23 protein-coding genes and 1 riboswitch are annotated in these 25,794 nt (G+C 48.9%); of the genes, 6 read left to right on the top strand and 17 right to left on the bottom strand.

Annotated elements, in window-relative coordinates; all coding sequences use genetic code 11:
- Positions 1-4: 4 nt before the first annotated feature.
- The 5 genes from ACFVRY_RS22865 to greA all read right to left on the bottom strand — a co-directional run bounded on the left by ACFVRY_RS22865 (position 5) and on the right by greA (position 5,450).
- On the bottom strand, positions 5-1,150 hold the full coding sequence (locus ACFVRY_RS22865) for a hypothetical protein (RefSeq protein ID WP_387502603.1): 1,146 nt from the start codon (positions 1,148-1,150) through the stop codon (positions 5-7).
- Positions 1,151-1,166: 16 nt separating this feature from the next.
- On the bottom strand, positions 1,167-2,501 hold the full coding sequence (locus ACFVRY_RS22860; RefSeq protein ID WP_387502602.1) for an MFS transporter: 1,335 nt from the start codon (positions 2,499-2,501) through the stop codon (positions 1,167-1,169).
- Between the two features lie 111 nt (positions 2,502-2,612).
- Positions 2,613-3,905, bottom strand: coding sequence for a nucleobase:cation symporter-2 family protein (locus ACFVRY_RS22855; RefSeq protein WP_387502601.1), 1,293 nt, complete (start codon positions 3,903-3,905; stop codon positions 2,613-2,615).
- Positions 3,899-4,519, bottom strand: coding sequence for a xanthine phosphoribosyltransferase (locus tag ACFVRY_RS22850; protein ID WP_387502600.1), 621 nt, complete (start codon positions 4,517-4,519; stop codon positions 3,899-3,901). The genes ACFVRY_RS22855 and ACFVRY_RS22850 overlap by 7 nt, the downstream gene beginning before the upstream one ends.
- 176 nt (positions 4,520-4,695) lie before the next feature.
- A riboswitch (purine riboswitch) is annotated at positions 4,696-4,799 on the bottom strand.
- A gap of 171 nt (positions 4,800-4,970) precedes the next feature.
- Positions 4,971-5,450, bottom strand: coding sequence for a transcription elongation factor GreA (gene greA / locus ACFVRY_RS22845; RefSeq protein ID WP_066378245.1), 480 nt, complete (start codon positions 5,448-5,450; stop codon positions 4,971-4,973).
- Between the two features lie 224 nt (positions 5,451-5,674).
- On the opposite strand from greA, the gene ACFVRY_RS22840 reads away from it, so the two are divergent.
- The 3 genes from ACFVRY_RS22840 (at position 5,675) to ACFVRY_RS22830 (ending at position 9,169) form a co-directional block, all read left to right on the top strand.
- Positions 5,675-7,123, top strand: a complete 1,449-nt coding sequence (locus tag ACFVRY_RS22840) for an FAD-dependent oxidoreductase (RefSeq protein ID WP_387502599.1) — start codon at positions 5,675-5,677, stop codon at positions 7,121-7,123.
- Positions 7,124-7,241: 118 nt separating this feature from the next.
- Positions 7,242-8,423 (top strand): ATP-grasp domain-containing protein, encoded by a 1,182-nt coding sequence (locus tag ACFVRY_RS22835; protein WP_387502598.1) that lies wholly within the window; start codon positions 7,242-7,244, stop codon positions 8,421-8,423.
- Positions 8,420-9,169: an esterase family protein gene (locus tag ACFVRY_RS22830; protein ID WP_387502597.1), complete on the top strand. Its 750-nt coding sequence runs from the start codon at positions 8,420-8,422 to the stop codon at positions 9,167-9,169. The genes ACFVRY_RS22835 and ACFVRY_RS22830 overlap by 4 nt, the downstream gene beginning before the upstream one ends.
- Before the next feature lie 69 nt (positions 9,170-9,238).
- Here the strand turns inward: ACFVRY_RS22830 and ACFVRY_RS22825 are convergent, their stop codons facing one another.
- A complete protein-coding gene (locus tag ACFVRY_RS22825) occupies positions 9,239-9,586 on the bottom strand; it encodes a DUF6509 family protein (RefSeq protein WP_387502596.1) in 348 nt (115 codons plus the stop codon).
- Between the two features lie 118 nt (positions 9,587-9,704).
- Positions 9,705-10,802 carry a dual-specificity RNA methyltransferase RlmN gene (rlmN, locus tag ACFVRY_RS22820; protein WP_387502595.1) on the bottom strand — a complete coding sequence of 366 codons (1,098 nt, stop codon included), beginning with the start codon at positions 10,800-10,802 and terminating at the stop codon, positions 9,705-9,707.
- A gap of 225 nt (positions 10,803-11,027) precedes the next feature.
- Between rlmN and ACFVRY_RS22815 the strand changes: the two genes are divergently transcribed.
- Positions 11,028-13,808, top strand: a complete 2,781-nt coding sequence (locus ACFVRY_RS22815; RefSeq protein WP_387502594.1) for an O-antigen ligase family protein — start codon at positions 11,028-11,030, stop codon at positions 13,806-13,808.
- An 82-nt stretch (positions 13,809-13,890) separates the two neighbouring features.
- On the opposite strand, the gene ACFVRY_RS22810 is transcribed toward ACFVRY_RS22815, so the two are convergent.
- The 3 genes from ACFVRY_RS22810 to ACFVRY_RS22800 all read right to left on the bottom strand — a co-directional run bounded on the left by ACFVRY_RS22810 (position 13,891) and on the right by ACFVRY_RS22800 (position 16,783).
- Positions 13,891-15,189 carry a polysaccharide deacetylase family protein gene (locus ACFVRY_RS22810; RefSeq protein ID WP_387502593.1) on the bottom strand — a complete coding sequence of 433 codons (1,299 nt, stop codon included), beginning with the start codon at positions 15,187-15,189 and terminating at the stop codon, positions 13,891-13,893.
- A gap of 5 nt (positions 15,190-15,194) precedes the next feature.
- Positions 15,195-15,854: a hypothetical protein gene (locus tag ACFVRY_RS22805; RefSeq protein WP_387502592.1), complete on the bottom strand. Its 660-nt coding sequence runs from the start codon at positions 15,852-15,854 to the stop codon at positions 15,195-15,197.
- A gap of 272 nt (positions 15,855-16,126) precedes the next feature.
- Positions 16,127-16,783 carry a glycosyltransferase gene (locus ACFVRY_RS22800; RefSeq protein WP_387502591.1) on the bottom strand — a complete coding sequence of 219 codons (657 nt, stop codon included), beginning with the start codon at positions 16,781-16,783 and terminating at the stop codon, positions 16,127-16,129.
- 148 nt (positions 16,784-16,931) lie between these two features.
- On the opposite strand from ACFVRY_RS22800, the gene ACFVRY_RS22795 reads away from it, so the two are divergent.
- The gene (locus ACFVRY_RS22795) at positions 16,932-17,978 is read left to right on the top strand and encodes a BadF/BadG/BcrA/BcrD ATPase family protein (RefSeq protein ID WP_387502590.1); all 1,047 of its coding nucleotides are present in this window, start codon (positions 16,932-16,934) and stop codon (positions 17,976-17,978) included.
- A 56-nt stretch (positions 17,979-18,034) separates the two neighbouring features.
- Here ACFVRY_RS22795 and ACFVRY_RS22790 read toward each other — a convergent pair whose 3' ends face one another.
- From ACFVRY_RS22790 to ACFVRY_RS22775, 4 genes are all read right to left on the bottom strand, one after another.
- Positions 18,035-18,391: a nucleotide excision repair endonuclease gene (locus ACFVRY_RS22790; RefSeq protein WP_387502589.1), complete on the bottom strand. Its 357-nt coding sequence runs from the start codon at positions 18,389-18,391 to the stop codon at positions 18,035-18,037.
- A gap of 94 nt (positions 18,392-18,485) precedes the next feature.
- Positions 18,486-19,472 (bottom strand): NAD-dependent epimerase/dehydratase family protein, encoded by a 987-nt coding sequence (locus ACFVRY_RS22785; RefSeq protein ID WP_387502719.1) that lies wholly within the window; start codon positions 19,470-19,472, stop codon positions 18,486-18,488.
- A gap of 104 nt (positions 19,473-19,576) precedes the next feature.
- Entirely contained in the window at positions 19,577-20,137 is a 561-nt protein-coding gene (locus ACFVRY_RS22780) for a TetR/AcrR family transcriptional regulator (protein ID WP_387502588.1), read from the bottom strand.
- 205 nt (positions 20,138-20,342) lie between these two features.
- On the bottom strand, positions 20,343-21,551 hold the full coding sequence (locus tag ACFVRY_RS22775) for a nitric oxide synthase oxygenase (RefSeq protein WP_387502587.1): 1,209 nt from the start codon (positions 21,549-21,551) through the stop codon (positions 20,343-20,345).
- 371 nt (positions 21,552-21,922) lie between these two features.
- On the opposite strand from ACFVRY_RS22775, the gene udk reads away from it, so the two are divergent.
- Positions 21,923-22,558 (top strand): uridine kinase, encoded by a 636-nt coding sequence (gene udk / locus ACFVRY_RS22770; protein ID WP_387502586.1) that lies wholly within the window; start codon positions 21,923-21,925, stop codon positions 22,556-22,558.
- Between the two features lie 112 nt (positions 22,559-22,670).
- Here the strand turns inward: udk and ACFVRY_RS22765 are convergent, their stop codons facing one another.
- From ACFVRY_RS22765 to ACFVRY_RS22755, 3 genes are all read right to left on the bottom strand, one after another.
- The gene (locus tag ACFVRY_RS22765) at positions 22,671-23,153 is read right to left on the bottom strand and encodes a GyrI-like domain-containing protein (RefSeq protein ID WP_387502585.1); all 483 of its coding nucleotides are present in this window, start codon (positions 23,151-23,153) and stop codon (positions 22,671-22,673) included.
- A 98-nt stretch (positions 23,154-23,251) separates the two neighbouring features.
- Positions 23,252-24,082, bottom strand: coding sequence for an energy-coupling factor transporter transmembrane component T family protein (locus ACFVRY_RS22760; protein ID WP_387502584.1), 831 nt, complete (start codon positions 24,080-24,082; stop codon positions 23,252-23,254).
- Positions 24,079-25,785 carry an ABC transporter ATP-binding protein gene (locus ACFVRY_RS22755; protein ID WP_387502718.1) on the bottom strand — a complete coding sequence of 569 codons (1,707 nt, stop codon included), beginning with the start codon at positions 25,783-25,785 and terminating at the stop codon, positions 24,079-24,081. The genes ACFVRY_RS22760 and ACFVRY_RS22755 overlap by 4 nt, the downstream gene beginning before the upstream one ends.
- Between the last annotated feature and the right edge of the window lie 9 nt (positions 25,786-25,794).

Raw genomic sequence — 25,794 nt, 5'->3', positions numbered from 1 at the left:
TAGATTAGTATTCGTACCAGTAAGCCAACAGCGCCATCAGATTGTCAAAAGAGTAGGCCTGTCCGCTCCCCGTGTCACCGAAGCCGCCATACAGCACGCTCCCCGTATCTTGGACACGGAACTCATTCATCCGTTCAATACTTCTACGGTAGAGCTGATCATCTGCGAGTTGCGCCCCGATCATAGCGGTTATAGCGTAAATTGCTGTAGAACGAATATCATTCACCGGAGTGCCTTCCCGCGTATATTGCCCATACAGTGTCCCCGCCTCTACCTGCTCGCGGATAAACCGGATACTGGAAGGCTTCTGCAATTGGACCTCCGACAGGGCCAGTATAGTCAGCAGCGATTCTACTGTGTTAATATTCTCAGAGCTATACCTTCCGGTTTCGTAATCAAAACGGGTCTCATAGAACGGAAACGAATCCGAGAGATAACCCTGCTCCTGAATTTCCTGCATGTTGTGCATGAGCACGGCGCGTTCTTCAACAGGAATCGACAATTTCTGCAACACTCTCATATCAATATAACATAAAGTTACAAACTTGTTAGTGACATTATAGTTTTTATCGTAAAAATCATACATATATCCATCTTTTACGTTGTAATTATAAAATCTTTGCCCGTACTTCTCCGCTTCCTGTGAGTATCCCTCATTCTTAAAGGCCGCTCCTGCCTCTCCCAGCGCCCCAATCAAGCGCAGATCATCCACTGCTGCATTCACAGGGTACTGCTTCTGTAGCTTGGGGCTGAAGCGATAGCTGAAGCCGCCCTCCATATCAAATGTCTTCTTTGCCTTCTCCCATTCTGCCGCGAACAATGCCTGGTTGCCGGTAAGCAATGCATATCTCATCATCAGAGACGCCGATTCGCTTAAGATCTCGTGTCCGGTAGCAGCCTCACCTTTCTGATCAGTGTCCAGCAAGTTCGTGTATACGCCATACTCTCCAGTAAGTCTGGAGGAGATAAAGGAATAGAGCATCTTCGCCTCCTCTACCTCGTCTGCCTTATGCACCGCTCTGTCTGTCTGCTGCGGAGCCTCCGTATGGCTGATGGGATCTTGGGCAGCAGGCTTTACCTTCGTCTCGCAGGCGGATAACACAGCTATGCTGATGGCTATCACTGCAATAGCGCTCATCTTTCGTTTCATTGTTCGATTCAATACGTCACTTCCCTTCTGAGATAACTTTGCTCCTCGATCGTGAACCTCTGTACCACATCAGCACACCCAGAGAGCATAGGCAGACTGCCAGAAGAACCCCATATACCTGCTTGTAAGCCATGCCTGGAACAAGATCCTTCTGGGCATGCAGCAACAAACCGCAGACGGCTACAGACACTGAGCCGCCGAAGAACTGGATCAATTGCATTAGCCCCATCCCGGACCCGATCCAGTGGGGCGGAAGGATCAGCGAGGTCTCGTTATTCAACGATGCCATCGTTGCTGAGAACGCCGGGGAGAAACAGAGATAGCCTAGCAGAATAATCGCTGGTGAGGCCGAAAGATCCAGCGCGAAGACTAGCAGTGTGACGGCCATGATGGCATGCCCGATCAGCAGGAAGCGCATATTGCCATAACGGTCGATCCAGCGGCCGACAAAGCGGGTACAGAAGGCGGAAAAGACTGCGCCGGGGGCAATAAACAGACCGATTGCCAGCGCCGATTGATGGAATAGATTCGCGAGGGCGAGCGGCATCAGGAATAGATTGCCAAGATTCAACACCAGGATACAGAATCCAATGGCAACCAACTTTCCATAGCCAGGCATGCTCAGTAGCTGAGGATTAATGAACGGGCTCTTCGCCCGTTTAAGATGCATTGCATGAACCACGAACGAAACCATGCTGATCCCGAGCCAAATCAGCGACTGACCCGTTACAGCAATCAGCAGGCTGGCCGCATTAATGATTGTAAGTGCAGCCCCTGGCACATCAAAGCTCGCCTGCCGCGGCATTTCCTTAGGCAGCAGGCGAAGAAGTACCGGCAACACCAACAGCACCAGGCAGGTGACCCCGAACAGTCCGTTCCAGCCCCAATACTGGCTGATAAGGCCGCCCACAATCGGGCCGAGGCCGAACGCCATAGCACTCCCTGCCGAGATCATAGCAATCGCTGCGCCCCGGCGCTCGGCCGGCACATACCGGCTGGCTAGAACAAGGCCGAGTCCTGCCATGGAACCCGATCCTGCCGACTGCAGAATTCTCGTGACTAAGAGTGCCGTAAAGTTATGCGCAAACAGCCCGAAGACTGAAGCCAGTCCGAGTGTAATCAGGCCCACAGTGAGCAGCCTGCGGATCGGCACCAGATCCGACAATCGGCTATATATCACTGTAGACAGCGCGTATCCGATCGAATAGCTGGAGATTACCCATGAACCTAGATCGGCGGTGATCTGCAGATCCTGAATAATCGTTGGAATGGATACGTTAAACATCGTTGTGTTCATCACGACAATAAAGAGGCAAAAGGTCCATAGCGGCATCACGACTTTATCATTCATTAGGTTCCATCCTATCTCTTGTTATGAATCCAGTATATACTTCATGCAAAGAAGAGCAAGCCTGAGAATAGGCTTGCTCTTCTGCTGTCCCTAATGGACTTATGGATGATCTTATTGCGCTTCCTGCGAAACCGCTGCAGGTATATCCTTGGTTTTGGACAGGAAAATATTTAGAATAATGGCGGTCAACGAACCCGACACGATGCCGTTCTGCAACAGCATTTTGGCAAACTCAGGCAGTTGGTCGAACATAGCCGGCAGCGTAGCCGAACCGAGACCCACTGCGATACTGCATGCAGCAATCAGCAGGTTACCATCCTTACGCAGATCCACTTCCGACAGAATCGACATCCCGGAAGCAGCTACCGAACCAAACATCACGATCATAGCTCCGCCAAGCACTGCACTAGGAATGACGGTAGTCAGTGCAGCAAGCTTAGGCAGCAGGCCAAGCACGACCATAATTCCACCTGCGGCAAAAATAACATTGCGTGTCTTCACGCGGGTCAGTGAGATCAAGCCGACATTCTGGGAGAATGCGGTATACGGGAAGGCGTTGAAGATCCCGCCCAGCATAATGGCAAGGCCTTCCGAACGCAGGCCGTTCACAATTTGCTTCTGCTCTACCTTCTGATCCGTAGCACGGCCTACGGCAAAGTAGACGCCTGTGGACTCTACCATACTAACGATGTTCACGATAATCATCGTCACGATCGCCGTCAGATTGAACTCCGGCCAGCCGAAGTAGAACGGCTGGGCAATGCTCACCCAAGAGGCTTCAGTTACGGAGGAGAAGTGCACGATGCCCATACCGTAGCCGATAGCCGTACCAACAACAAGGCCGACCAGAACGGATACCGAGCGGAGAAAGCCAGTCGCCAGACGATTGACAATAAGAATTACTAATAGGGTTATCAGAGCCAGCAGCAGATTTCGTGGCTGTCCGAAGTCAGGACTGCCTTGGCCGCCAGCCACGTTGTTCATAGCTACCGGAATTAACGAAAGACCAATAATCGTCACGACAGAACCGGTAACGATGGTCGGGAAGAACTTCAGCAGCCTGCCGTATAAGGGGGCTGCCAGCACGACGAATATGCCTGAGATAATAATAGCTCCGTAGGCCGTCGCCAGATTACTGGAGAGGGAGATTGCAATGATCGGACCTACTGCGGTAAAGGTACAGCCGAGAATGACCGGCAGACGACTGCCGAAATACTTGGAGCCCATGACCTGCAGCAGCGTTGCCAGCCCGCAGGTGAACAGGTCGGCGGCGATCAGATACGCCATCTGCGTGTTGCTAAGCCCTAGCGCCCCTCCCACGATCAGCGGGACAATGACCGCGCCGGCGTACATCGCCAGTACATGCTGAAGCCCAAGTGTGAATACCTTTTGTTTGCTTAACATCCTGCACTCTCCTTCATTGATTGTGATTCTACCTTCGAATCATTGTCTATAAAATGAATCTCCCCTGGTGCCATAGAAGAAATCCGGGCCAAAGAATGAACGTTGATGCCCCGCTGCTCCAGCAGCCCGCGTCCTTCCTGGAAGCTCTTCTCAATCACGCAGCCTACGCCGAGCAGCTCTGCGCCCGCTTCCTCGATAATATCAGCCAGCCCCACCAGCGCTGCGCCTGTAGCCAAAAAGTCATCGACAACGAGTACCTTATCGTTGGGCCCAAGATATTTTTGCGAAATGCTAATCTGGTAATCTTCCTGACGGGTGAAAGAATGTACAGGAGCGGAATATACCGCTTCGGATAGAGTGACTGCTTTTCTTTTCTTGGCATAGATGAACGGAACGCCCAGTGCAATCCCTGCAGCCATAGCAAACTGAATGCCGCTAGCCTCCACCGTGAGTATTTTTGTAATGGGCAGGTGACCGAAAATTCTCTTAAACTCTTGCCCGATCGCCAGTGCCAGCTCCGTATCGACCTGATGGTTCAGAAATGAATCTACCTTCAGCACCTTGTCCGATAGAATCAATCCCTCTTGTCTAATGCGTTCCTCTAGTACCTTCATAATGAAAATTCGTCGCCCCTTCTCTTGTTGAAAAATAAAAAGGGACAGACTCCTTGAGCGGTTCCTCTCAAGTGAATCTGTCCTTCTGGGTTTTTGTCCCTGGGTGGTGTAACACATTAAAGTGTCCGCATCGCTTGGACCAGCCCTTCTTCGCCGCAGCAGAAGAAGCGGAACCCTAGATGCGCTACTTCACTCATAGTCGGACAATTACATTGGTCATCCGGTAGAAACTTATGGGCCATATCCCCATGATTATATGAGTTTTTATGAATATTCCGATTGAATACTTTGTATATCTTACACGGTCGACTCAGGTGTTACAAGCAAAATTTTAAGGGTGTTTCTCCCTGTCTTCATCAAATAAACCATTTCATCCATTTCACAAAACGCAGTCATCCCCATATCTAAAAACAAACTCCCGGGGCTCTGATCGAGAGTTCCCGGGAGTGTGCTATACCATTTTAATTTCGAGCAATTCATACTTGATAACGCCTACAGGTGCATTGACGTGGATAATATCGCCAACTTTTTTCCCCAACAATTCCTTGCCCAGCGGACTCTCATAAGACAGTTTGTTATCCAACACATCTGCCTCGGCAGGACCCACGATCTTATAGTCGATTTTCTCTGCATATTCGATATCGTTTAATGTGATCGTCGCCCCTACGCTAACCACGGAGAGGTCCATTTTGCTCTCATCCACGATCCGGGCCTTGGTCAGCATCTTCTCCAGAATCATGATCCGAGTCTCCATGAACGACTGGTCTTCCTTCGCAGAGTGGTATTCACTGTTCTCCTTCAAGTCCCCGTAGCTGATTGCCAGCTTCAGACGTGCGGCCAGTTCCTTCCGTTTGACAGTCTTCAGGTCTCTGAGCTCATCTTCCAGCTTCGCCAACCCTTCTTTGGTTAACAATACTTCTTCATTGGACATATTCTACAACTCCTAATTTGGCTTGCCTTTATTGTAGTGTAACCTATATTGACCTAACTTGCGAAAAGAAAACGCTATACCTAGACGATAATCTACGATTTCCAATCCTGACAAGAAATTTCCGTCTGCCAGAAAGAATGAAATTACTGTACCATAGTCATATGGGGCTCTCCTCCTTACAAGGGAATGTGCCTCTAAACTGACTACAGCAAGGAGTATGGCAAGTGAATCTCAAACCGACTGAAAACAAGCTCAAGAAAATTCATGGATGGCTGCTGATTGCCCTTATTCTGTCGCTGCTCACCCCTATTCCTTTCTCCTCAACGACTCAGGCTGCTCCAGCCTCCAGTTCAGAAGTTTCCCAGTATGATGTCGTTGTGATTGGAAGCGAAATTCAAGGCGTCCTGCTCGCCAGAGAGGCGCGGAATCAGGGATTGAAGGTAATAATTCTGGACCCCCGTAGTCGCCCGGGCGGTGAGCTAATCCAGGGCCAAATGTTTTTCCTCGATGATGTGAACGACAACAGCAAGCGGAATCTGGTTCAAGGCGAGATCAAGAACCTGTTCAATGATTACAAGAAAGGCAAGATCCGCAAGGCGGCTGATTTCGAGCTTTATTATGAGAAGTTGATCCAAGGCATCCCGATGAAGAGCAGCATCACCATTGATTCCGTGTCCACTGTGAGCGGTGCCAAGGATAAGTCCCTGCAATCCCTTACCTACCATCTCAAAGACGGCTCCAAAACAACCGTCACCTCCAGATATTGGGTGGAAAATACAGACTTCAACGCCCTATCCGGCAAGCTTGCCGGCAAGCGCATCCCCGGAATGGAAACCATTTATAACGGCAAGAAGCCGGATTATATGGCGGCCACCTATATGCTTAACTTTAAGAATGTGGACTGGGGCAAGCTGCATCAGGCTGTACTGAATGATTACCCATTAACCAACGTGGCCAAAAAATACGGTCCTAACACCTATGTAGACTGGCAGTTTGCCACCGGCTTCAGCAATATCACCAGCCAGTACAAGGCCCAAAGTAATCTATTGAAGCTACGCGGGCTGAACGTAACCTATCAGAAGGATGGCCAGGCCATCATCAACGGTCTGCTCATTTATGATGTCGATCCTGCCGATCCCTTCTCTGTACAGAGTGCCGTAGCCAAAGGCCGGGTTGAAGCGCCGCATATCCTGAGCTTCCTGCGTGCCAACATCCCTGGCTTCGCCAAAGCGGAGCTGAACGGCTTCCCTGACTATCTGTATATCCGCGACTATAACCGGTTCGAGACACAATATGTACTGGACTACCCTGATCTCATGAGCAGCAAAATGTTCTGGGATAATGTCAGCATCGGCGGTTATTCCATTGACCTGCAGGGCACGCGGACTATTCCAACTGGCATCGGATTCGGTAAGCCGGACCGTTACGGCCTGCCACTGCGTTCGTTCGAGCTGAAATCCTATGATAACGTGCTGGTGACGGGCAAAAATGTCGGTGCTACCATCAAGGCTTACGGTAGCGCCAGAATCATGCCAACCACGGCGCTTGCGGCACAAACGATTGGAATTATTATCGGTCGGGAAAAGAATAAGCGGCTGGTTGACCTGACACCGGCGGACTTCAAGCGAATTCATCAATACCTGGCTAAAGATTATAAAATCGTGCTCTCCTAGCAGAGCATGGATTCAAGGTGAATCAGAGGATTGACGGATCAGGATGAAGCTGGTAGATTGAATCTAAATCATACAAGTTAACTCGGAATTGATACTTTTAAGCTAAGGGGTTGTTATTATGAATTTTGTATTTTTCTCCCCTCACTTCCCAAAGAACAGCACAGAGTTTTGTTACCATCTGCACGAACAGGGAGCAACCGTGTTAGGGATTGGCGATGTCGAGTATGCCCACTTGGAGGACAAGCTGACAACCTCGCTTACAGAGTATTACAAGGTGAATGATCTAGAGGATTATGATGAGATCCTGCGGGCTGTGGGGTACTTCACCCACAAATACGGCAAAATCGACCGCTTCGAATCCCTGAACGAATACTGGCTGGAACAGGACGCCAGCATTCGAACCGATTTCAATATTTATGGCACCAAAACGGATTTTGTGTATAACCTGAAGCAAAAGTCTAAAATGAAAGAGTTTTTTCATAAAAGCGGTGTAAGCACGGTGCAATTCTCCACGGGAACCACCCGTGCCGACATCGATCCCTTTCTTCAGACCGTTGATTTCCCTCTGGTCGTCAAGCCTGACCTTGGTTCAGGCGCCAGCATGACTTACAAGATCAACAATGAAGAAGAACTGAACGGATTCTTTGCAACAAAGCCCAGGAACGTGGCCTTTATCATCGAGGAATTCATCGACGGGATCATTCTCACCTATGATGGACTGGTTGATATTAATGGGGCTGTGCGTTTTTCGACCAGCCACCGTTTTGAGCAAAGTGTCATGGACGTCGTCAACAATGATGATCATCTCTTCTACTTCTGTCTTAAGTACGTCAGTCCAGAGGTGGAGCAGGCTGGCAAAAGTATTCTGAAGGCCTTCGATATTCGTGAACGCTTCTTCCATATCGAGTTGTTCAAATCGAATAAGGATGGACGAATCATTGCGCTGGAGGTCAACATGCGGCCGCCCGGAGCCTGGATGACGGATGCCATCAACTACACTCATAACATCGACATATACAAGGAATGGGCCTCCATGATTGTTAATAACGAGGTCGGCGGTCCCTATGACGGCGAATACTACACCGGTTATGCCAGCCGCAAAAATCACAAAACCTATACTTATAGCCATGAAGATATTCTGGCCGCCTTTGGTGCAAACATCGTGCATTTCGATGTGATCGAGGAGGTATTCAGCAGAGCCTCCGGGAACAGCGCTTATCAGTTCCGTGCAGAAGATCTGGATAAGGTCAGACAAATTGTTCGCTATATTCAACAAGAAGAACAGGGTGTGTGCGGATGAGGATAAGCTATCATAAAGAGTACAGTCATTTTCTGAACCGTGATATGGAGTATAAGATTTATGGCTATGCCGGCAAACCTATGCTGGTATTCCCCACCTCACTCGGTAGATTCTATCAATATGAGGACTCCGGCATGGTGAATACACTCCGGGAATTTATCGAAGCCGGGAAATTACAGATTTGGGCCTGCGACAGCATCGATGAAGAGACCTTCTTCTCTACACACTGGAATATTGAGGACAGAATAGCCAGACATGAGCAATACGATAAATATATTACTCAAGAGCTGGTACCTGGCATCCTGCACCAGAGCAAATGGAACAATGGCGGCGATGAGCAGCGTATCCTGATCTCCGGCTGCTCCATGGGCGCTTATTACAGCGGCAATTTCTTCTTCCGTTATCCGCAATATTTCGATACCCTGATCGCCCTTAGCGGGGTCTACTCCACAAGATATTTCTTTGGCGATTATGTCAGTGAGTCTGTCTATTTCAACTCACCACTGGACTATCTGCCCGGGCTGCAGGATAGCTATTACCTGAACGAGTACAGGCACAGCAACATCATCATTTGCTGCGGCCAGGGTGCTTATGAAGACGAGATGCTGCAAGAGACACACTTACTGCAGGATCTGCTGGAGCGTAAGCAAATCCCGGCCCGTATCGACTATTGGGGCCACGATGCCGACCATGACTGGCCCTGGTGGAACCGGCAAATTCATCATTATGTCAGCGACTGCCTTTAAGTCCTCCTGACGTTAAAGCGCCCCGGGCACGATGCCCGGGGCGCTCTTTTCATTGTCTGTCGTTATGCCTTATTCTTTCGGCAGATTCTCTTTGCAGAACTGCAACAGCTCTGCTTCCTCATCCTCTTCCAGATCGAACTCCAGAAGCTGATGAGTTGCCGTACCCAGCAGATCATAGCTTACGATGCTGGTGACATCATCTTCAACCTTCACAATGGTCCGTGCAGACACGCCGCCGTCCACATACAACTCGTCGTCCTCTGCAATATCCAAATGAACCATAAACTCATATCGTTTGCCGGAAATAATTCCGAACGGGTCCTTGATATGACCCACTATGTAGCTCTTTACTGTCAACACTGATCCATCAACCTCTTTTCCTCGCAACTGCCGCGTACCTGTATCATAACCTAACATCGGCTGGGCGGCAAACGAGGTTCTGCATAAACCAGTTCCTATTTCTTCCTGAGAACAGACAGCGCCTGACTTTAGGCATGAAAAAAACGTCCCCGAAGGGACGTCCACAATTCAATTGTTAGCCAGCCGCAACTGTATCCTGTGCAGACTTGCCTTCTTTGGTTTTCTTGATTTGCTTGCTGCGCAGCTGACCGCATGCAGCATCAATATCAGTTCCGTGCTCTAGACGGGTGCTGACACTAACGCCCTGCTTCTTGAGTGTATCAAAAAACGCACGCACAGTTTCCCGCTCGGGTCTCTGATACTGGCCGTGTTCATCCACTGGGTTATATGGAATCAGGTTCACATTGACTAGTTGTTTCCGATCCCCAATCAGTTCAGTCAACTCCAGTGCTTGCTCCCGCTGGTCATTAACATCCTTCAGCAGAATATACTCCAACGTGAGTCTCCGATTGGTCTTCTCCAGGTAATAATCGATGGCAGGCATCAATTTCTCCAACGGAATGGCGCGGTTAATCTTCATAATGCGTGTCCGCAGCTCATTGTTAGGCGCATGCAGAGATACGGCAAGGTTCACCTGAAGATTAGCGTCAGCGAACTCCCTGATCTTATCAGCGAGACCACTTGTCGATACTGTGATGCCTTTTCCGGCAATCGCCAGGCCCTTATGGTCCTTAACAACCCCAAGGAAGTCGACCATATTCTTAAAGTTGTCGAACGGCTCGCCGATGCCCATCACGACCACATGGCTTACCCGCTCGCCTTTTCCAGTGCTATCGAGATCCAGCTGCACCTTCATAATCTGCTCCACAATCTCTCCAGCGGAAAGATCCCGGCTCTTCGCCAGTAGTCCGCTCGCGCAGAAGCTGCAGCCGATATTGCAGCCCACCTGTGTAGTCACACAGACGGACAAGCCGTATTTTTGCCGCATGAGCACGGTTTCTATCAGGTTGCCATCCTTCAGTCGGAACAAGAACTTGATCGTTCCATCTGTTGATTCCTGCTTCACATGTTCCTCCATCGTACGAATCACGAAGTGGTCCGCCAGCAGTGCGATACAGTCTGTATTTACATCCGTCATTTGGGCGAAGTCCGTGACCCGTTTCCGGTACAGCCATTCCCACACCTGAGTGGCCCGGAATTTCTTATGCCCATGTCCCAGCAGCCATGACGTCAGTTGTTCAAAAGTCAATCCATAAATGGATTCTTTATTCATTGGTTATCCTCTTTTCAACACATTAAAGTCCAGTCTATTCTAGCGTGTTCCAGCTAGGCTAACAATGCCTATTTATTGTCTCAAATTTTTTTTATTAAAACAAGAGCGGTTAATGAGACCCGCAGTAATTATAGCAATCACACACGAAAAACATTTATTAGCAGACTATGTAAATATAACTATGATAAAATATTCAATTATATACAACAAAAGGAGATTATTGCCGTGTCAAAACCCGTGTATGGTAAAAATGTAGCGCAGTCCAAAGGTTCTACACAGATTGAAAGCCCAATATGGGTACTAGTTATTGTACTGATCCTGTTTTTGATTTGGGCTCCGTTCCAGATTGGTCTGTTTAATGGGTATAGGGGAGATTTCGAGAAATCTATCTACATATCTGTCTTGGTAAGCCTCCTGATGATGCTGGGCTGGATCGCTCTGAATACCACCAAATTCAAAATAACTGAGCAGCGTGATCTCATCCTTTTGGCAGCTGTGCTGCTACCGGTCACATACAACCTGTCTTTATTGGTTGCTGTGTCCAACTATTCAGCTATGAATATGATGCTCATCCAGAGCATGTTTGCAGCGATCTTTATAATTTCAATCTATCTGCTGAAGCAGGCGCGGATAAACATCATTCTTCAGCACAGCCTACTTACTATCGCTTATTTTATTGTAGCCTTCGGAATCCTGAACTGGCTAGGAAGTTGGGAATTGGCCGGCAATCTGGTCGGCTGGTTCTCTGAATCTGTTCGCGGCGGAAAATATAACGATGCGGTGATGATCGACTCTAACGGCTTGCGACTGACTTCCATTTTTCAATACGCCAATACATACGCAGCCTTCCTGATGGCCTTCCTCTTCGTCGCCGTGTTCGCCCTGGTTCGTTCCCGAAAGGGCTATGCTGGGCTGGCTCATGGATTTATGCTGGTCCCCATCATCGTGTCCATCCTTCTAACTCTATCTCGCGGTGGACTTGTCATCCTGCCGGTTGTCTTCATTCTCCTGCTTCTGTTCCTGAAGCCCTTGCAGCAGATCTTATGGATCGTACATCTCGGCATCGCCGGTATCATCTCCCTAATCATTGCTGCACCTGTCACAAGCGCTGGGATTGCGCTGAATGAGGTATACACTTCTCCCGCCGCCCTAAAGGGATGGGGATATCTACTTGGAGGTTCTCTGATCGCTGCCGTGCTGAGTTGGGTCATCCAGCGTTATATTGCACCCTGGTTAGGAAGAAAGCTGGGTAGACTGGATACACGCAAACGATCCGGACTATGGATTCCACTGGGCTCCGTAATGTTAGTCGGAATCATCGCCTTCCTGTTTATCGGCACCAGCATAAAGAATATTCTGCCGGCCAACATGGAGACGCGGCTAGAGAACATTAACTTTAATCAGCATAGTGTGCTTGAGCGCATAACCTTTTATAAGGATGCTATAAAGGTTGTGAAGGAATATCCGATCCTCGGTACCGGAGGGGGAGGCTGGTCCTCACTGTATGAACATTACCAGAACAACCCCTATATCAGTCACCAGGTGCATAACTTTTTTCTGCAGTATCTGATAGAGGTAGGTATCTTAGGATTTATAGTATTCATGAGTTTTATTCTTTATATTTTTTACAAATATTTGATTGCATATGTAAAAAGAGAATCTGACGAGTACAACAATGGCTTCTTCTATCTCATTATTGCACTGTCCATCCTGCTTCACAGTCTGCTCGACTTCAATTTAAGCTATGCCTTTATGGGAATATTGGTCTTTATCGGTCTGGCTGGAATGGCCGTGGCGATGGACAGCAAACCACTAAAGCGGAACTGGAATAAACAATGGCTACGCTGGGGGTATTTCTCCGTACTCGGGGCAGGATCATTCATTCTGCTGTTCATTCTGATCGGTTATATCAGTTCAGCCAATGCGGTTGTCAAAGGTAAAAATCTGCTTCGTGTCAGCCAGACGTACGAAGAAATCAAGGAACCGTTCGTTAAAGCACTGAATCAACGCCCTGGTCACCCTGAAGCGGCAATATATCTCTCTTCTCTCGATCAGCAGGTATTTAATCAGACTCTGAACGAGCAATTCCTTGATGAGTCCTATCAAGTAATAAATCGAGCGCTCAAGAACGAGCCTTACAACAAACAACTATGGGCTCAATTGGCCGGTTACTATGACCTCAAAGGTCAAGGTGATCTAGCCCTAGGCGTGTATCGTGATCATGCTGACAATTTCGTCTGGGATATTAAATGGGGTGACACCTTGATCAGTCGATCTTTGGCCATGGGGGCTGCGGCTAATACTCGGGGGGACGACATTGGGAGGCAGGAATTTTTTAACGCTGGCTTTGAAGCCTATGCCAAGGTGTTGGCTGGGGTGGATTATTTGAAGACGTTGCCTCAAGAGCAATTGCAAGGACGGCCATACTTCGTCACACCGACCATTGCACTGAATGTAGGCAAAATGCAGCTGTTGTCCGGTGAACCGGAAAAAGCGCAAGCTACCCTAAGCCTTGGATTCAATGAGAATTACGCGGATCTCTTAAACAGCAGTAATCTCTGGGAAATGGATTGGTACGGCTCACTTATCAGCCGCACCTATGATCAGGGATTAGCTGCATACAAGGGGGATGATGAAGACAATATGGAGGCTAATCTAAACTTCGGACTTCAGGCCTACAATCAAATTCTTGCCGATCTGGAATATTGGAACACACTTCCTCCCGAGAAACTAGAGAGGAAACAGCTAACTATTCCTCCGGCAATAACACTGAATGCTGGCAAAATGAAAATGATTACCGGGAAGCTGCAAGATGCGGCGGCCACCTTAAAATCCGGGTTGAGCGAAGATTACAGTGACGCTACTAATCGCGAAATAGCTCGCTGGTATCTCGCCGCCCTGAAAAGAGCAAACGTAGATCTCGACCAAACCATTTATGATAAGCTGCTTGCAGCCGACCCTGCGGAATCAGAGCAGGTGGATACCGCTGCTGCCTTACAATTTTAGACCGGCTATGTCCCTGAAAATTCAATATTCTTAACAAATAGAAGCGTATCTGTGAATTCACAGATACGCTTCTTGAGTGTTGCTATTTGAATATAACAAATTTCAGATCCTTCGCCTTCAGATACTCGATAATTTCAGGCAGAGCTTCCACCGTTATTTTCTTCTCATGCATAAGAAAAATCGCCCCGGAGGGATCAACATTATGGAAATACTGAATCAGTTCTTCCGGTGCCTTCTTCCGCCAATCCTCCGTGTCCCGGTTCCACATAAGCACCTTCATCTGCTGCTCCGCCACCTTACGAGATACCTTGCCATCTATGGCTCCATAAGGCGGACGGAAAAGGGCAATCGGCGCTCCTGTAATCTTTTGCAACGCCTGATTGGCCTTGATCAGGTTGGCCTTGTTCACAGCTTCGCTGTTCGCTGTCAGCTTGCTATGATCCCATGAATGATTGCCGATGGTCATCCCCTTAGCCAAGGCGTATCTAGCCTCATCCGGATGATGCACCACATTTTTCCCTATAAACAGAAAGGTTGCTGCCACGCCATGCTCCACCAGAATATCCACAATCTCTTGAGTATACTTGGATGGCCCGTCGTCAAAGGACAACGCGACATACCCCTTAGGCAGTTTAGAGGTGTATTTATTCTTCTCTATGACAACCTCTTCAATTGGCAGAGCCTGTTGCTGGGGCTTCTGGGATGCTTGCGGAGGGACTACAGGTTCTGCAGAGGGAGGAAGCGGAACAGTGTCGGAGACATTGTTTAGCTGAGGAAGAACAGGCACAGGAAAGCTGGCCTTCGGCTGCTCTGCAATTTCAGAGTGTTCGAGTGCCTCTTCATTCTTGACCGAAAGCGCACGGTCTACGCGTAAGGGGGACAACAGCAACAGAATACATACCAGGGCAAGCAGTACAACGGGGCCTAATCGCCGTTTCACGACGGATTTGGCTCGCTCTTTTGCAGAATTGGACCCAGTGCTCACCCGTTCGCTTAGGAATGGCGTCTGCAGCAGTTCGGGTACCGTCTCCTCCACTTGGACAATGCGTTCTATGGCTTTCAATTGGTTCAGTTGAGACACATAATACTGAGAACAGGCAAAATACAGCGTTTCATTGAACGTGGACTTCATTCTGATGAGCGTGCTGTAATATATATTCCGAAACGGGTCCCATTTGGGGTAAAGTGACAATCTCACTCTGTCCGAGTCAAAAGGGCCCAGTGCATTCAATTGGCTATATGTATATTCATCCAGTTCAAGAATACGTTTGTTATACCCAGTGCCGTCCGTCAAGCCTACCTCAATCTCATAACCGTCTGGTCCCTGACCAAGCGACAATAGCTCTATCATTACCGTGCTGTCGGTTTCACTCACGAACATGGAGTCTATACGTCCCCGTTTCCTTCTTTGCGCTCGTTATTCGTGTTGCCGAAAGGTACCGACATACGGTTGGTAAAGTCGCTGATCATACTTGAGAGGTAGGTTTTTTCTTGCCGCACGGTGTCGTATTTCTGCTTCAGATGAGCATTCTCGGTTTCCAGACGCCCAACTTTCTCTTCTAGCTCATTCATTTTCTTGAGTTTTTCCGCATGTGCTTCATTGTGCTTCTGCACCAGATTCACATATTTCTGTTGCTCCAGATCAATGCTATTCTTGAGTTCGTCGATTTCGGTCGACAAGGACGCCTGAAGCTCCCGATAATCCTCCAGTACCTGATCAACCTTCAGATTCTTCTCGATCAGCTTCTTTTCAAGCTCCATCACGTTCTTTTCTCTCTCGTCGATGACCTTGCTGAGATTCTTAATATCCCGGTTGAGCCGTTCCACATGCCCGTTCGTATGCGTAAGGCGATCCTGAAGCTCATGAATGTTCGTCTCAGCATGCTGTCTAGCCTGAATCATCTGCTCCACGGCAAAGATCAAATCAAGCGATTTTTTATCGAGCTGCGCTTTACCTGTCGAAATCATACCAACAGACTGCTCTACGGCATCCACGATCTCCGTTTCGATTTCAGACTCCTCAGCAATTTGCATCTTTTGAACCATATTTGGCCTCTGCTGCTTATCGGCTGTTTCTTTCTTTTTAAAAAAGGGAGAAATCATCTATTCCAATCACCTCAATTATAAATGTCAAAATATGTCGACCCTTTACGAGTCTATTATAGTTTAATTGTTGAGGTGATTAGTGAGCCTTTATATCTAACTTTGTCATTTGTTACTTAAGACCTATTTTATAAAGACCAGGGTTTAACTGCTCTTTTCTAGGCCATCCTCCCTATAAAAAATAAGCACCCTTGCGGGTGCCTAAGAGTGAATCATTATTTAAACCGCTCTGGGAACTGCTTGATAATGCCCTCGGTAAGGAGATCTGCCAGCATGAGCATGTGGTTTAAATTTTTGTCGAAAACAGTAATATCCTTGTCCCACTTCTTGCCGAGCCTTGCTGCCACTTCTTCGGTAACATACTGAAGATGGGTGTACAGCATCTCCTTCAGCGCCTTTTCCGACCAATTGGGATTGAGACTACTGAGGAATTTGGCGATATCGTCGGCATTTCGGTGCCACTCTTTATTATATTTTTCCAGATCGGCCCCATTACCAGCCTTCGCAGCCTCAAGAACTTTGCCAGCCAGCAGGATGTGTTCCTTCAGCAGCTCGGTCAGCTTATTGCCCGCAGCCTCTCCATAAAAGGGCTTGATGGCATCTCCGATATCCTGCTGGTTCTTCAACAGCCTCTCCAGTGTATTGTCCTTATCTTCCAGACCGGCCAAAGCGCTGACAATATAGCTTCTCGTCCAGAGGACGTGATCAGTCCACAGCTTCCTGAGGTCTTCTTTAAGCTTGGCTTTAGCCGGGCTCACACATTGCTTCCCCACACGAGCAGACACGCCCTCTGCCGCTTGAGCGGCTTGAGCCGGTACCACGCTGATTGTAACGAACGTGCACAGCAATATTAGCTTTAACCATCTACTCATCCAATACCTTCTCCTTTAAGCTGCGAATGGAACATCGTGTCTAGTGTAGACTAACTCGCCAACTTCATTCATAGTTTCAGATTCAGGCCCTTTCATCGGCCGCCGCTTCACCCTATAATGATTGTGAATATAGCCAAGGAGGGCTCCTATGCTTGAGGATCAGGAAGTGGTTGTTGGAGTAGATGGCGGAGGTACCCATACTCGTGTAATGGTCAGCAGCCTGGACGGGTGTGTTCTCTCTTATGTTGAGAGCGGGGCAGCCTGGGTACATAAAGATTTGCAGGCCATACATAATGTAAAACAGGGGATACAAGAGGCTTTGCAAGCAGCCGGCAGGACACTCGGCGATGTAAGAGGACTTGCTGCCGGCATTGCCGGCTATGATTCAGAAGAGGATCTGGAATGGGTGAAAGCGCTAACTGATGTGGAAGGACTGAACTGCCCGAAGTGGCATTACAATGATGCGGTCGCTGCCCACTACGGGGCACTTCTCACGAAGCCTGGCATCGTTGCCCTCTCAGGTACAGGGTCAATCATAGTCGCAATGAAGGAAGACGGACAGCTTATCAGAAATTATGACTTTCATCATTATACGAAGAGTGGCGCACGCTTTTTGGCTTATGATGCTGTATATGAAGTGCTGGCGGGACATGCGGATGAGACAGATCAGGAGCTGATCCAGGATATACTTCGTCACTGGGACGTAAACACGGTTCAGGAGCTGTGGCAGCTTGGCCAAAGCGGATTCATAGAGGATCGCCGGAACCGGGATCGCAAATTGGAACAGCTCACACCCTTTATCACTGAAGCAGCCTCCAAGGGAAGCTCACTGGCGAGACGAGTGTCAGACAGAGCTATCTATCAGCTTAAAGTGGGGATCGAGCTTGTGGCTCCATACCTGACAAGCGATACCATTCCGGTCGCGTTCATTGGGAGCGTGATTAACAGTAATTATTTCAAAGACAAGTTGTCGGTCCTACTGGACAACGGCCGCAATAAAGTCTATTCCATCGTAGAGCCACGATTTACCCCTGTCACGGGGTCCGTGCTATATGCCATCAGCCGGGTATCCGGCGACGGCATAAGAGAACGCCTACTTTGTAATTTGGAAAAGAGTCTCCACACCCGGCCTGACGGGCATCAAAGGGAGCCTTTGTTGAATGCGGAGCACCCGCAGGATCTGAGCGGATCTTAATATTACGAAACAAGCGTCTGCCGAGAAAGGCAGACGCTTGTTTGTGCTCAAAAAACTTACTTGTAGAACACTTTATCTACGTTGTATTTGGCTTTTCCGGTATTGATGATGTACGTTTCATAAATCTCTCTGTCCATGGCATCTTCCACGAGGTACACTTCAATCTTGGTGACTTCGTCGCGATGCTGCTTGATTGGCGATACGCTGTCTTCAAAGTGCTTCTTGATTCTTGGTCTGAGCTTTCTGGCTTTGCCTACAAACAACAGCTCATCCTTGTCATTGTAGAAAGTGAAAATTCCGCCCAGCTCACGGGTAATCAGGTGAAAATCGGTAAATCCGTAGATGTTGCTAAGCACTGGGTTCTCTTGTTTGGTAATGGTAACTTCCGGTGTCGGAATGGTGATATTGATCATTGGTAAGAGTCACTTCCTCTGTCTATATAGAACTAAATCTTATCACAGTTCATCACGCAACACCATTTCAAACTTTAGCAGATCAGCCGCAGGTTCAGGACTTGGCCGTCGCCTGAGCCTGACGTCGCTTGATAGCTTGAATTGTCTCTGTAATGCCCTTCTCATAAGGGGTTGCGGGGATTGGCCCCACTAGACGCTCATACTTTTCCCCACTTAAACGCAGCGGTTCTTCGGTCAGATACAGCATCTCCACAATCTCCTTCATCACCGGGATAAACAGACCCAGCAAGGATAGGCACGTTTTGCCCAGCGGTATCACCATTTTAGATGTTCCGCTGGCCTTTCGAGCGATATTAACTATGTCCCGCCCTGAGATAACATCGGCACCTGGTATATTCCAATTTTGTTCATAAGCTTTTTCTCTGCTTGCCAATTCAACAATCATGACGGCTGCATCTGGAAGGTACACATATTCACGTGGAACGGTCATCGTCCCGACGAACGCCCCCGGTTTACCTGCGGCAACCGACTCAAGTGTCGTCCCTAAATAGGAAGCCGCATTGGCTGTAGGGCCATAATAATCAGGCAGACGGACGATCATTCTCTTTGTATGATTCCAGCGTGGACTGAAGAACATACGCTCGAACTCCAGCTTCTTCTTTCCCTTCTTGGTATGCGGATCCTTAAGATAATTCTCATCGATAGGCTGCTCATTATGCCGTCTGCCATAGGGATAAATTCCATCTACAGCTACCACTTTGATGCCCAGTCTGTTCGCAGCTTCCATCACCGATTCGCCCATGGGAAGCAGACGCGTAGTCATTTCGTCGTAAGGAACTGAAGCACTGTGAAAAATAACATCAGCGCCCTGTGCAGCCAAGTAAACATCTTCGCTGTTGAATACATCCCCTGTCGTCAGAGCCAGACCTGCCGGACGGCCTAGGTCTGCCGCTAGCTGTTCCAGCTTGGGCATGGATCGCCCGAAGGCTACCGTGTGCACCCCTCTTTTTAGCAGCTCCGCAATAATTACCGTTCCCGTTCCACCCGTTGCCCCTAGTACTAAAGCTTTTTTCAATAACATCATAATTCCTCCTTCAACATTTTGTTAGTGATTAATCAATAACTATAAGAGAAAAAAATGTCTAAGGGCATCCGCCCTTAGAATTCTGCACTGTGCCTGGTTCGCTACAGCAACTCCGGATGATGCTTCGGCTTCAACTCTGGCATTTCCAGGGCCATTGCAATATTGCACAGCATGCCGTTCGCCATAAAACTGCTGACTAGCACTTCAGGATGCGGCATTCCGGCAGCAATGAATTTCCCCCCCACCAGACTTGTCACTTTGCTCATTCCGTTCTGCATCGTCTGTCGTATCAACCCATCGCGAATACCCAGAGCCTGGACCTGAAGGATAATCTCATTAGGATGCGTCTCCATCAGCAGCTCGTAAACACGGATCGCCTCCTGAAGCAACGTGTCAGCCGATGCATTAACGCCTTGAAAGGCTTGAACAATGCGTTCGAATGACCGTTCCAAAGCCGCCACAAACAGCTCTTCCTTGTTCTTGAAGACCTTGAAAACATAAGGCTGGGAAATACCTACCTTCTCGGCGACCTGAGCTGTCGTAGCCCGATAATAGCCATGCTCGGCAAAGACAACAACCGCTGCCTCCAATATCTGCTCCCGGCGGTTGATAGAGGGCGATTCATCACCTTTGCCGCGGATCGTAGTCGATTCTTTGCTCATCTTGACCTCCTTGCAGCATTTCTCTCGTTAGGTTATTGATCAATCACTTTCTTGAGATGAGTATAATCTCCTCCTATACAAAAAGCAACCCCTAATTGCAGCTGTCAGCCATCAGGAGTTGCTTCGTGATCATCTAAATCTGAATATGAATTTTGTATTTAGCGCCACGGCCTTTGCAATTCATGGTTGTGACGCCTGCAGACGCTCAGGACTTATGATGAAAAGGACACACCAGCTCCGCCCCATTGTCTTCTGCCTCTCTATCATTAGACTTGTCCTGATCCGGGCCTATCCCATCCAGCCAACCTGTATAAGCGGCCTTTTGGTACCGGAAACGCGGACGCAGATCCAGCTCCTTCAAGGTGCTGTCATGCCAGATGGGGGTTGCCGAAGGCGACATTGGCGGGATCAGCCAGTTCCAGCGGCCGGAAACCTCGCGGCCCAATTCCTGTTCTTGGTGTTGGAACCTAACGAACTGGTCCGCCGCCGTATGATGGTCCACGATGCTAACACCGGCCTGCTTGAATGAATGCAGCACCGCCCGGTTCAATTCCAGCATGGCCCGGTCCTTCCAGAGCGAGGTGTTCGTGGAACGGTCCAGTCCCATCAGGTCGGCGACTGCCGGCAAACGATTGTATCTGCCAGTATCTCCAAGATTACGGGAGCCGATCTCGGTCTCCATATACCATCCGTTAAAAGGAGCTGCCGTGTACCGGACGCCGCCGATCTCAAGCTGCATATCCGAGATAATAGGTACTGAATACCAGCGCAGCCCAAGCTCCGGGAACCGCTCGATTTCAGGATGAGTAAGCGGCACTTCCTTGATGAGCGTCTCAGGAATAGGATACCAGCGGGGCTTCCCGTCGCCGATCGAGACCACCAGCGGCAGCACATCGAAGTCACTGCCTGTTCCCTGCCAACCCAGAGATCGGCAAACCGCGGTAAAAGCATCGGAAGCGGGATCACCGAAACGCTCACCACCCGGCGTCTCTGCCGGATAACCGGCATAACGGATCAGTTGGTGATTCCAGATGCGAATTCGACTTGCCAGGTCCTCCTCGCTGCGGAAAATAGTGATAACGGAACGGATGCGGCCTCCGTTGCCAGCTCTGTCGATGTGCCGAAGCAACGCTTCCGCAATCTGGTCCTCCGTCTCTGCCAGTCGCGCATCAATGACCTCCATCGTATGCCAAAATAGACGGCCGATACAGCGGCTGTTATTCCTCCAAGCCATTCGTGCCCCATGCATCAGTTCTTCTCCGGTATGCCGGTAGGTTCCGGTGCTTGCAATCTCCTCCTGCACCTCCAGAATACGCTTCTCCAGCTCCGCTTCAGAGGATTCCAATTCTTGATGACAACCCCTGAGGAAGATCTCTGCTTGCGTCTTCAGCTCTTCCATATTACTGTTCTCCATGCTGCCCACTCCCCGATCTATGGCTAATCCGCCTCATTTCTTTGATCAAAGTATACCATCTATCCCATGCCGTCCACATCTCTTGCACAGCACCCTAGCTGGCATATCCCCCTTACATCCAAGTACAGTCGCCCGAAAGCCCTGTTCCTGCAACCCCAGTTGAAATCATCCCTTAACCTATTTTCAATAAAAGCTCTCTGCTTCATGCAAAAAACACTCATGTAACAGCCTCCCGCCTGACCAAATTCTTAATATTGCCGTATTTTAAAAAATGCCAGTTTTCATTTGTCGTATCGTGATGAAAAAATGTTGTCGCTGTGCTACAATATTGGAATTGCAACGGCAATGGTTAGGGAGGATATTAAATCGCCATGCTTATTATTGGTATCGCCGGCGGCACCGGATCGGGTAAAACCACGGTGGCTCGTTCCGTTATAGACCGGCTTGGGACGGGCAAAGTAACATTCATATCTCAAGATAACTACTATAAAGACCATTCGCATCTCAATATGGATGAGCGGTCGCTGATCAACTATGATCATCCGTTCGCCTTTGACAATGAGCTGCTGATTGCGCATCTTAAAGAGCTGAAGCAAGGGCTCGCTGCCCAGGCTCCAGTATACGATTTTACGGTTCATGCACGTTCCACCACAGAGACGGAAGAGCTGTTGCCGAACAACATCGTTATCATCGAAGGACTTCATGTCTTGTCCGATGAACATTTGCGGGACATGCTGGATATCAAAGTCTTCGTCGATACCGATCCCGATGTACGTATTCTTCGCCGCGTACTCCGCGATATTGAAGAGCGTGGCCGGACCATCCAGTCAATTCACCAACAATATCTGACTACGGTGAAGCCGATGCACGAAGCTTTTATTGAGCCTTCCAAGAAATACGCGGATCTTATTATCCCTGAAGGTGGAGAAAATGAGGTCGGTATACACCTGCTGTCCGTCCTGACCGAGAAATATTTGACGGGCGATCAAGAGTGGTCCGGAGCATAAGCCACCGGACACACAGCAGCGGCTAGGAAGAATATTACCGCTTGAACTATATAAGAAAAGGCAGACCCGCAGGTCTGCCTCAGGCTGCCGGGATTCTCCCAGCAGCTTTTTTCTATTTTATAGAAATATAAATCTGCACCTCTACACCTGCCGCATCAAACTTACTGGCATCATACAGTTCAAAATCACCAGTATAAGTACGCTTTTCAAGCGAATCCTTGAAATACTGCCAGATTTCCGTCCAAGCCTGTGGAACTACTTCTTCCATTGGCCCTTTTGTGGTCGTGAACACCATATAATTGCTCTCCGGCACGGCAACATGTGCAAACCCGTTCTCCTTATGGCTCGCATCGTTTCCACTCTCATGACCAATAAGAATCGTATAAGCACCTGTGAAGTCACTTTCATAGTCCGTATACAGTCCATAGGTCAGATGAGGGTTAGAGGTACCTGTCGCCTCCGCAAGATTAACTTGGGAGAATTGTTCCCACAGTCCCGGAATGACTCCGTTCGGACCAGCTTCCTCCACATTTGTCGTCCGTGCACTTATTCCTGTTAGAGTAATTTCTGGTTTATGAACAATCTGAGTATGCATAATGTGTATCCTCTTTTCTCTGTATTTGTGGCTTATTATACAGAAGCAAAGTAGACAACCCTCTGTCCAGTTTCATAAAATCAGGTAATTAAACTGCCTTACACAAAAATATTATAAAAACGGGAGCCGTCATAAAAAGTAATCACAGCGGACACTGCCGCAATGAGGATAATCAAAGCCAAGGAGATATAATCGCTCTTGGTGAAAGGACGCAAACTGTACCAGGTGCGTCTGCTGCCCCGACCAAATCCGCGCAGCTCCATGGCCGTGCTTATCTTGTCAATCCGCTCCACACTGGTCAGAATGAGCGGGAATAGGATCGATCCGATATTTTTGAGTCGGGTCGGCAGCTTTTCCTTACGCGAGGTATCAATTCCCCTCGCCTGGGCCGAGAATGAAATATTCTCATAATCACGCTGGATGTCGGGAATATAGCGCAGCGCGAGCGAGACGGAATAAGCAATCCGGTAATTCACCCCAATCCGGTTTAGTGACGCGGCAAACTCACTGGGGTCTGTCGTCAGCAGGAATAATAGTGCCATCGGAATAACAACAGCGTATTTCAATGCAATATTCAATTGATAGAACAGCTGCTCCCAAGTGACGGTATACCGTCCGGCAATATGGAAAATATCATGCCGCGTGCCGTATATGGATACGCCCTCCAGCGGTGAGAAGAGGAAGATCGCTATATGGTTCAGCACGAAAAAGACCAGAATGAAATAAAGCACAAACGCATATTGCTGAAACGGTACCCGAGAGATTTTAAAGGCAAACAGACTGAACAGCAGCATGACCACCAGAACTCTCGTATCATAAGTGATCATTGCAGAAACCGACCAAAGAACGAAAAACAGCAGCTTGGTCCCGCCGGTCAGACGGTGAATCGGTGTATCCAAATCGGTATAGGACAGCATCTTAACCTTCATCCTCGGCGTGCCTCCCTGTCAAAAGCAATAAAACGTCTGACAAACTCGGAGGGCTGCTCAATCTCCGCACGTTCTGCCAGGCTGTACAACGAAGTTTCCTTCAAATTAGCTCTGTGTATAATTGTCTTGTCGGACAGAACACGTTCTGGACGATCGTCGGCGATCTTCCGGCCATCCGCCAGTACAATGGACCGCTGTGCATATTCCAGCATGAGGTGCATGTCATGAGTAATCATGACGACCGTCATGCCCTGTTTGCTCAGACCCAGTAGGAACTCCATCATTTCATTATAATGGCGATAATCCTGACCGGCCGTGGGCTCATCAAGGATAATAATCTCCGGCTGCAGCACCAGAATGGAGGCAATAGTCACCCGCTTCTTCTGCCCATAGCTGAGCGCAGAAACCGGCCAGCTGCGGAACGGATATAGCCCGCAAACTTGGAGCACTTCGTGCACCCGCTTCTCAATGTCGCTCTCCGCTATACCACGAACCTTGAGCCCTAAGGCCACCTCATCGAAGATCATCGTCTTTGAGATCATGTGATTGGGGTTCTGCATGACAAAGCCGATTCGGCTGGCCCGTTCCTTGATCGAATCCGGACCGATATCGCGCCCGTTCATTAAGATCGAGCCCGATGAGGGTCGGTAAAAGCCACAAATTAGCTTGGATATCGTAGATTTGCCGGCCCCGTTCTTCCCAGCAATAGAGACCATTTCTCCCCTGCCGAGCTTTAAAGACACCTCGTGCAGTACCGGATGCTTCTTCTCATAGCTGAAGGAGAGATCGCGCAGCTCCAGCACAGGTGGACAGTCTGGGTATTCGGGTTGTTCGTCATTGACAAGGTACCAGCCTCTAAGCTTGTCAGCAGATTCTTCCAGTCCGATGGTTTCTATATGCTCCGGCTTGGTGTCTGGTGTAATGGGGCAGCCAGCATATTTCAGCGCAGTGAGATACAGTGGCTCGCGAATACCAGCCTCCTGAAGCAGACCGGAGCTGAGCAGCTCCCCAGCCGGCAAGTCTGCAGCAATCCGCCCTTCATTGATTACAATGATGCGATCTACCGCACGATGCAGAACATCCTCCAGCCGGTGTTCGATGATGATGACTGTTTTACCGGTCTGCTGCTTTACCTGATCAATGAGTTCAATCGTCTTGTTCCCTGTATAGGGATCGAGACTGGCTAGCGGTTCATCGAACAGCAGAATATCAACCTCGCCAACTAGTACGCCGGCAAGAGTTGTTTTTTGCTTTTGTCCGCCCGATAACTCCTGTGGTGAAGCTCCGAGAAAATCGTAAATGTCCACAGCTTGGGCGGCCTCGGTTACTTTTCCAGTCATCTCGCTCTGGGGAACAGCATCATTCTCCAGCTTGAAGGCAATATCCTCGCCAACGGTGAGCCCGACGAATTGCCCGTCAGGATCTTGCAGCACCGTACCTACCCGTTCCGACAACCCGGCTATCCCCAGTTCCTGCTGATCCTGGCCCATAATGCGCAGGGTGCCGCTGATTTCGCCCGGATAAGTAGCAGGAATTAATCCATTGATGGCGTGAGCCAGGGTGCTTTTACCCGATCCGGAGGGACCTACAATTAATACCTTCTCCCCTTCGTAGATCGTCAGGTTAATGTTCTGAAGTGTGGGCTCGGTTTGGGCCCGGTATTGAAAACTAAAATTTTTAAATTCGATTACCGCTCTATTCATCATTCATAC

Origin of the sequence: Paenibacillus sp. NPDC057934 (assembly GCF_042887565.1) — a bacterium.
In the GTDB taxonomy this organism is placed as follows: domain Bacteria; phylum Bacillota; class Bacilli; order Paenibacillales; family Paenibacillaceae; genus Paenibacillus_AQ.
This window is presented reverse-complemented; position numbering and strand designations above follow the sequence as displayed.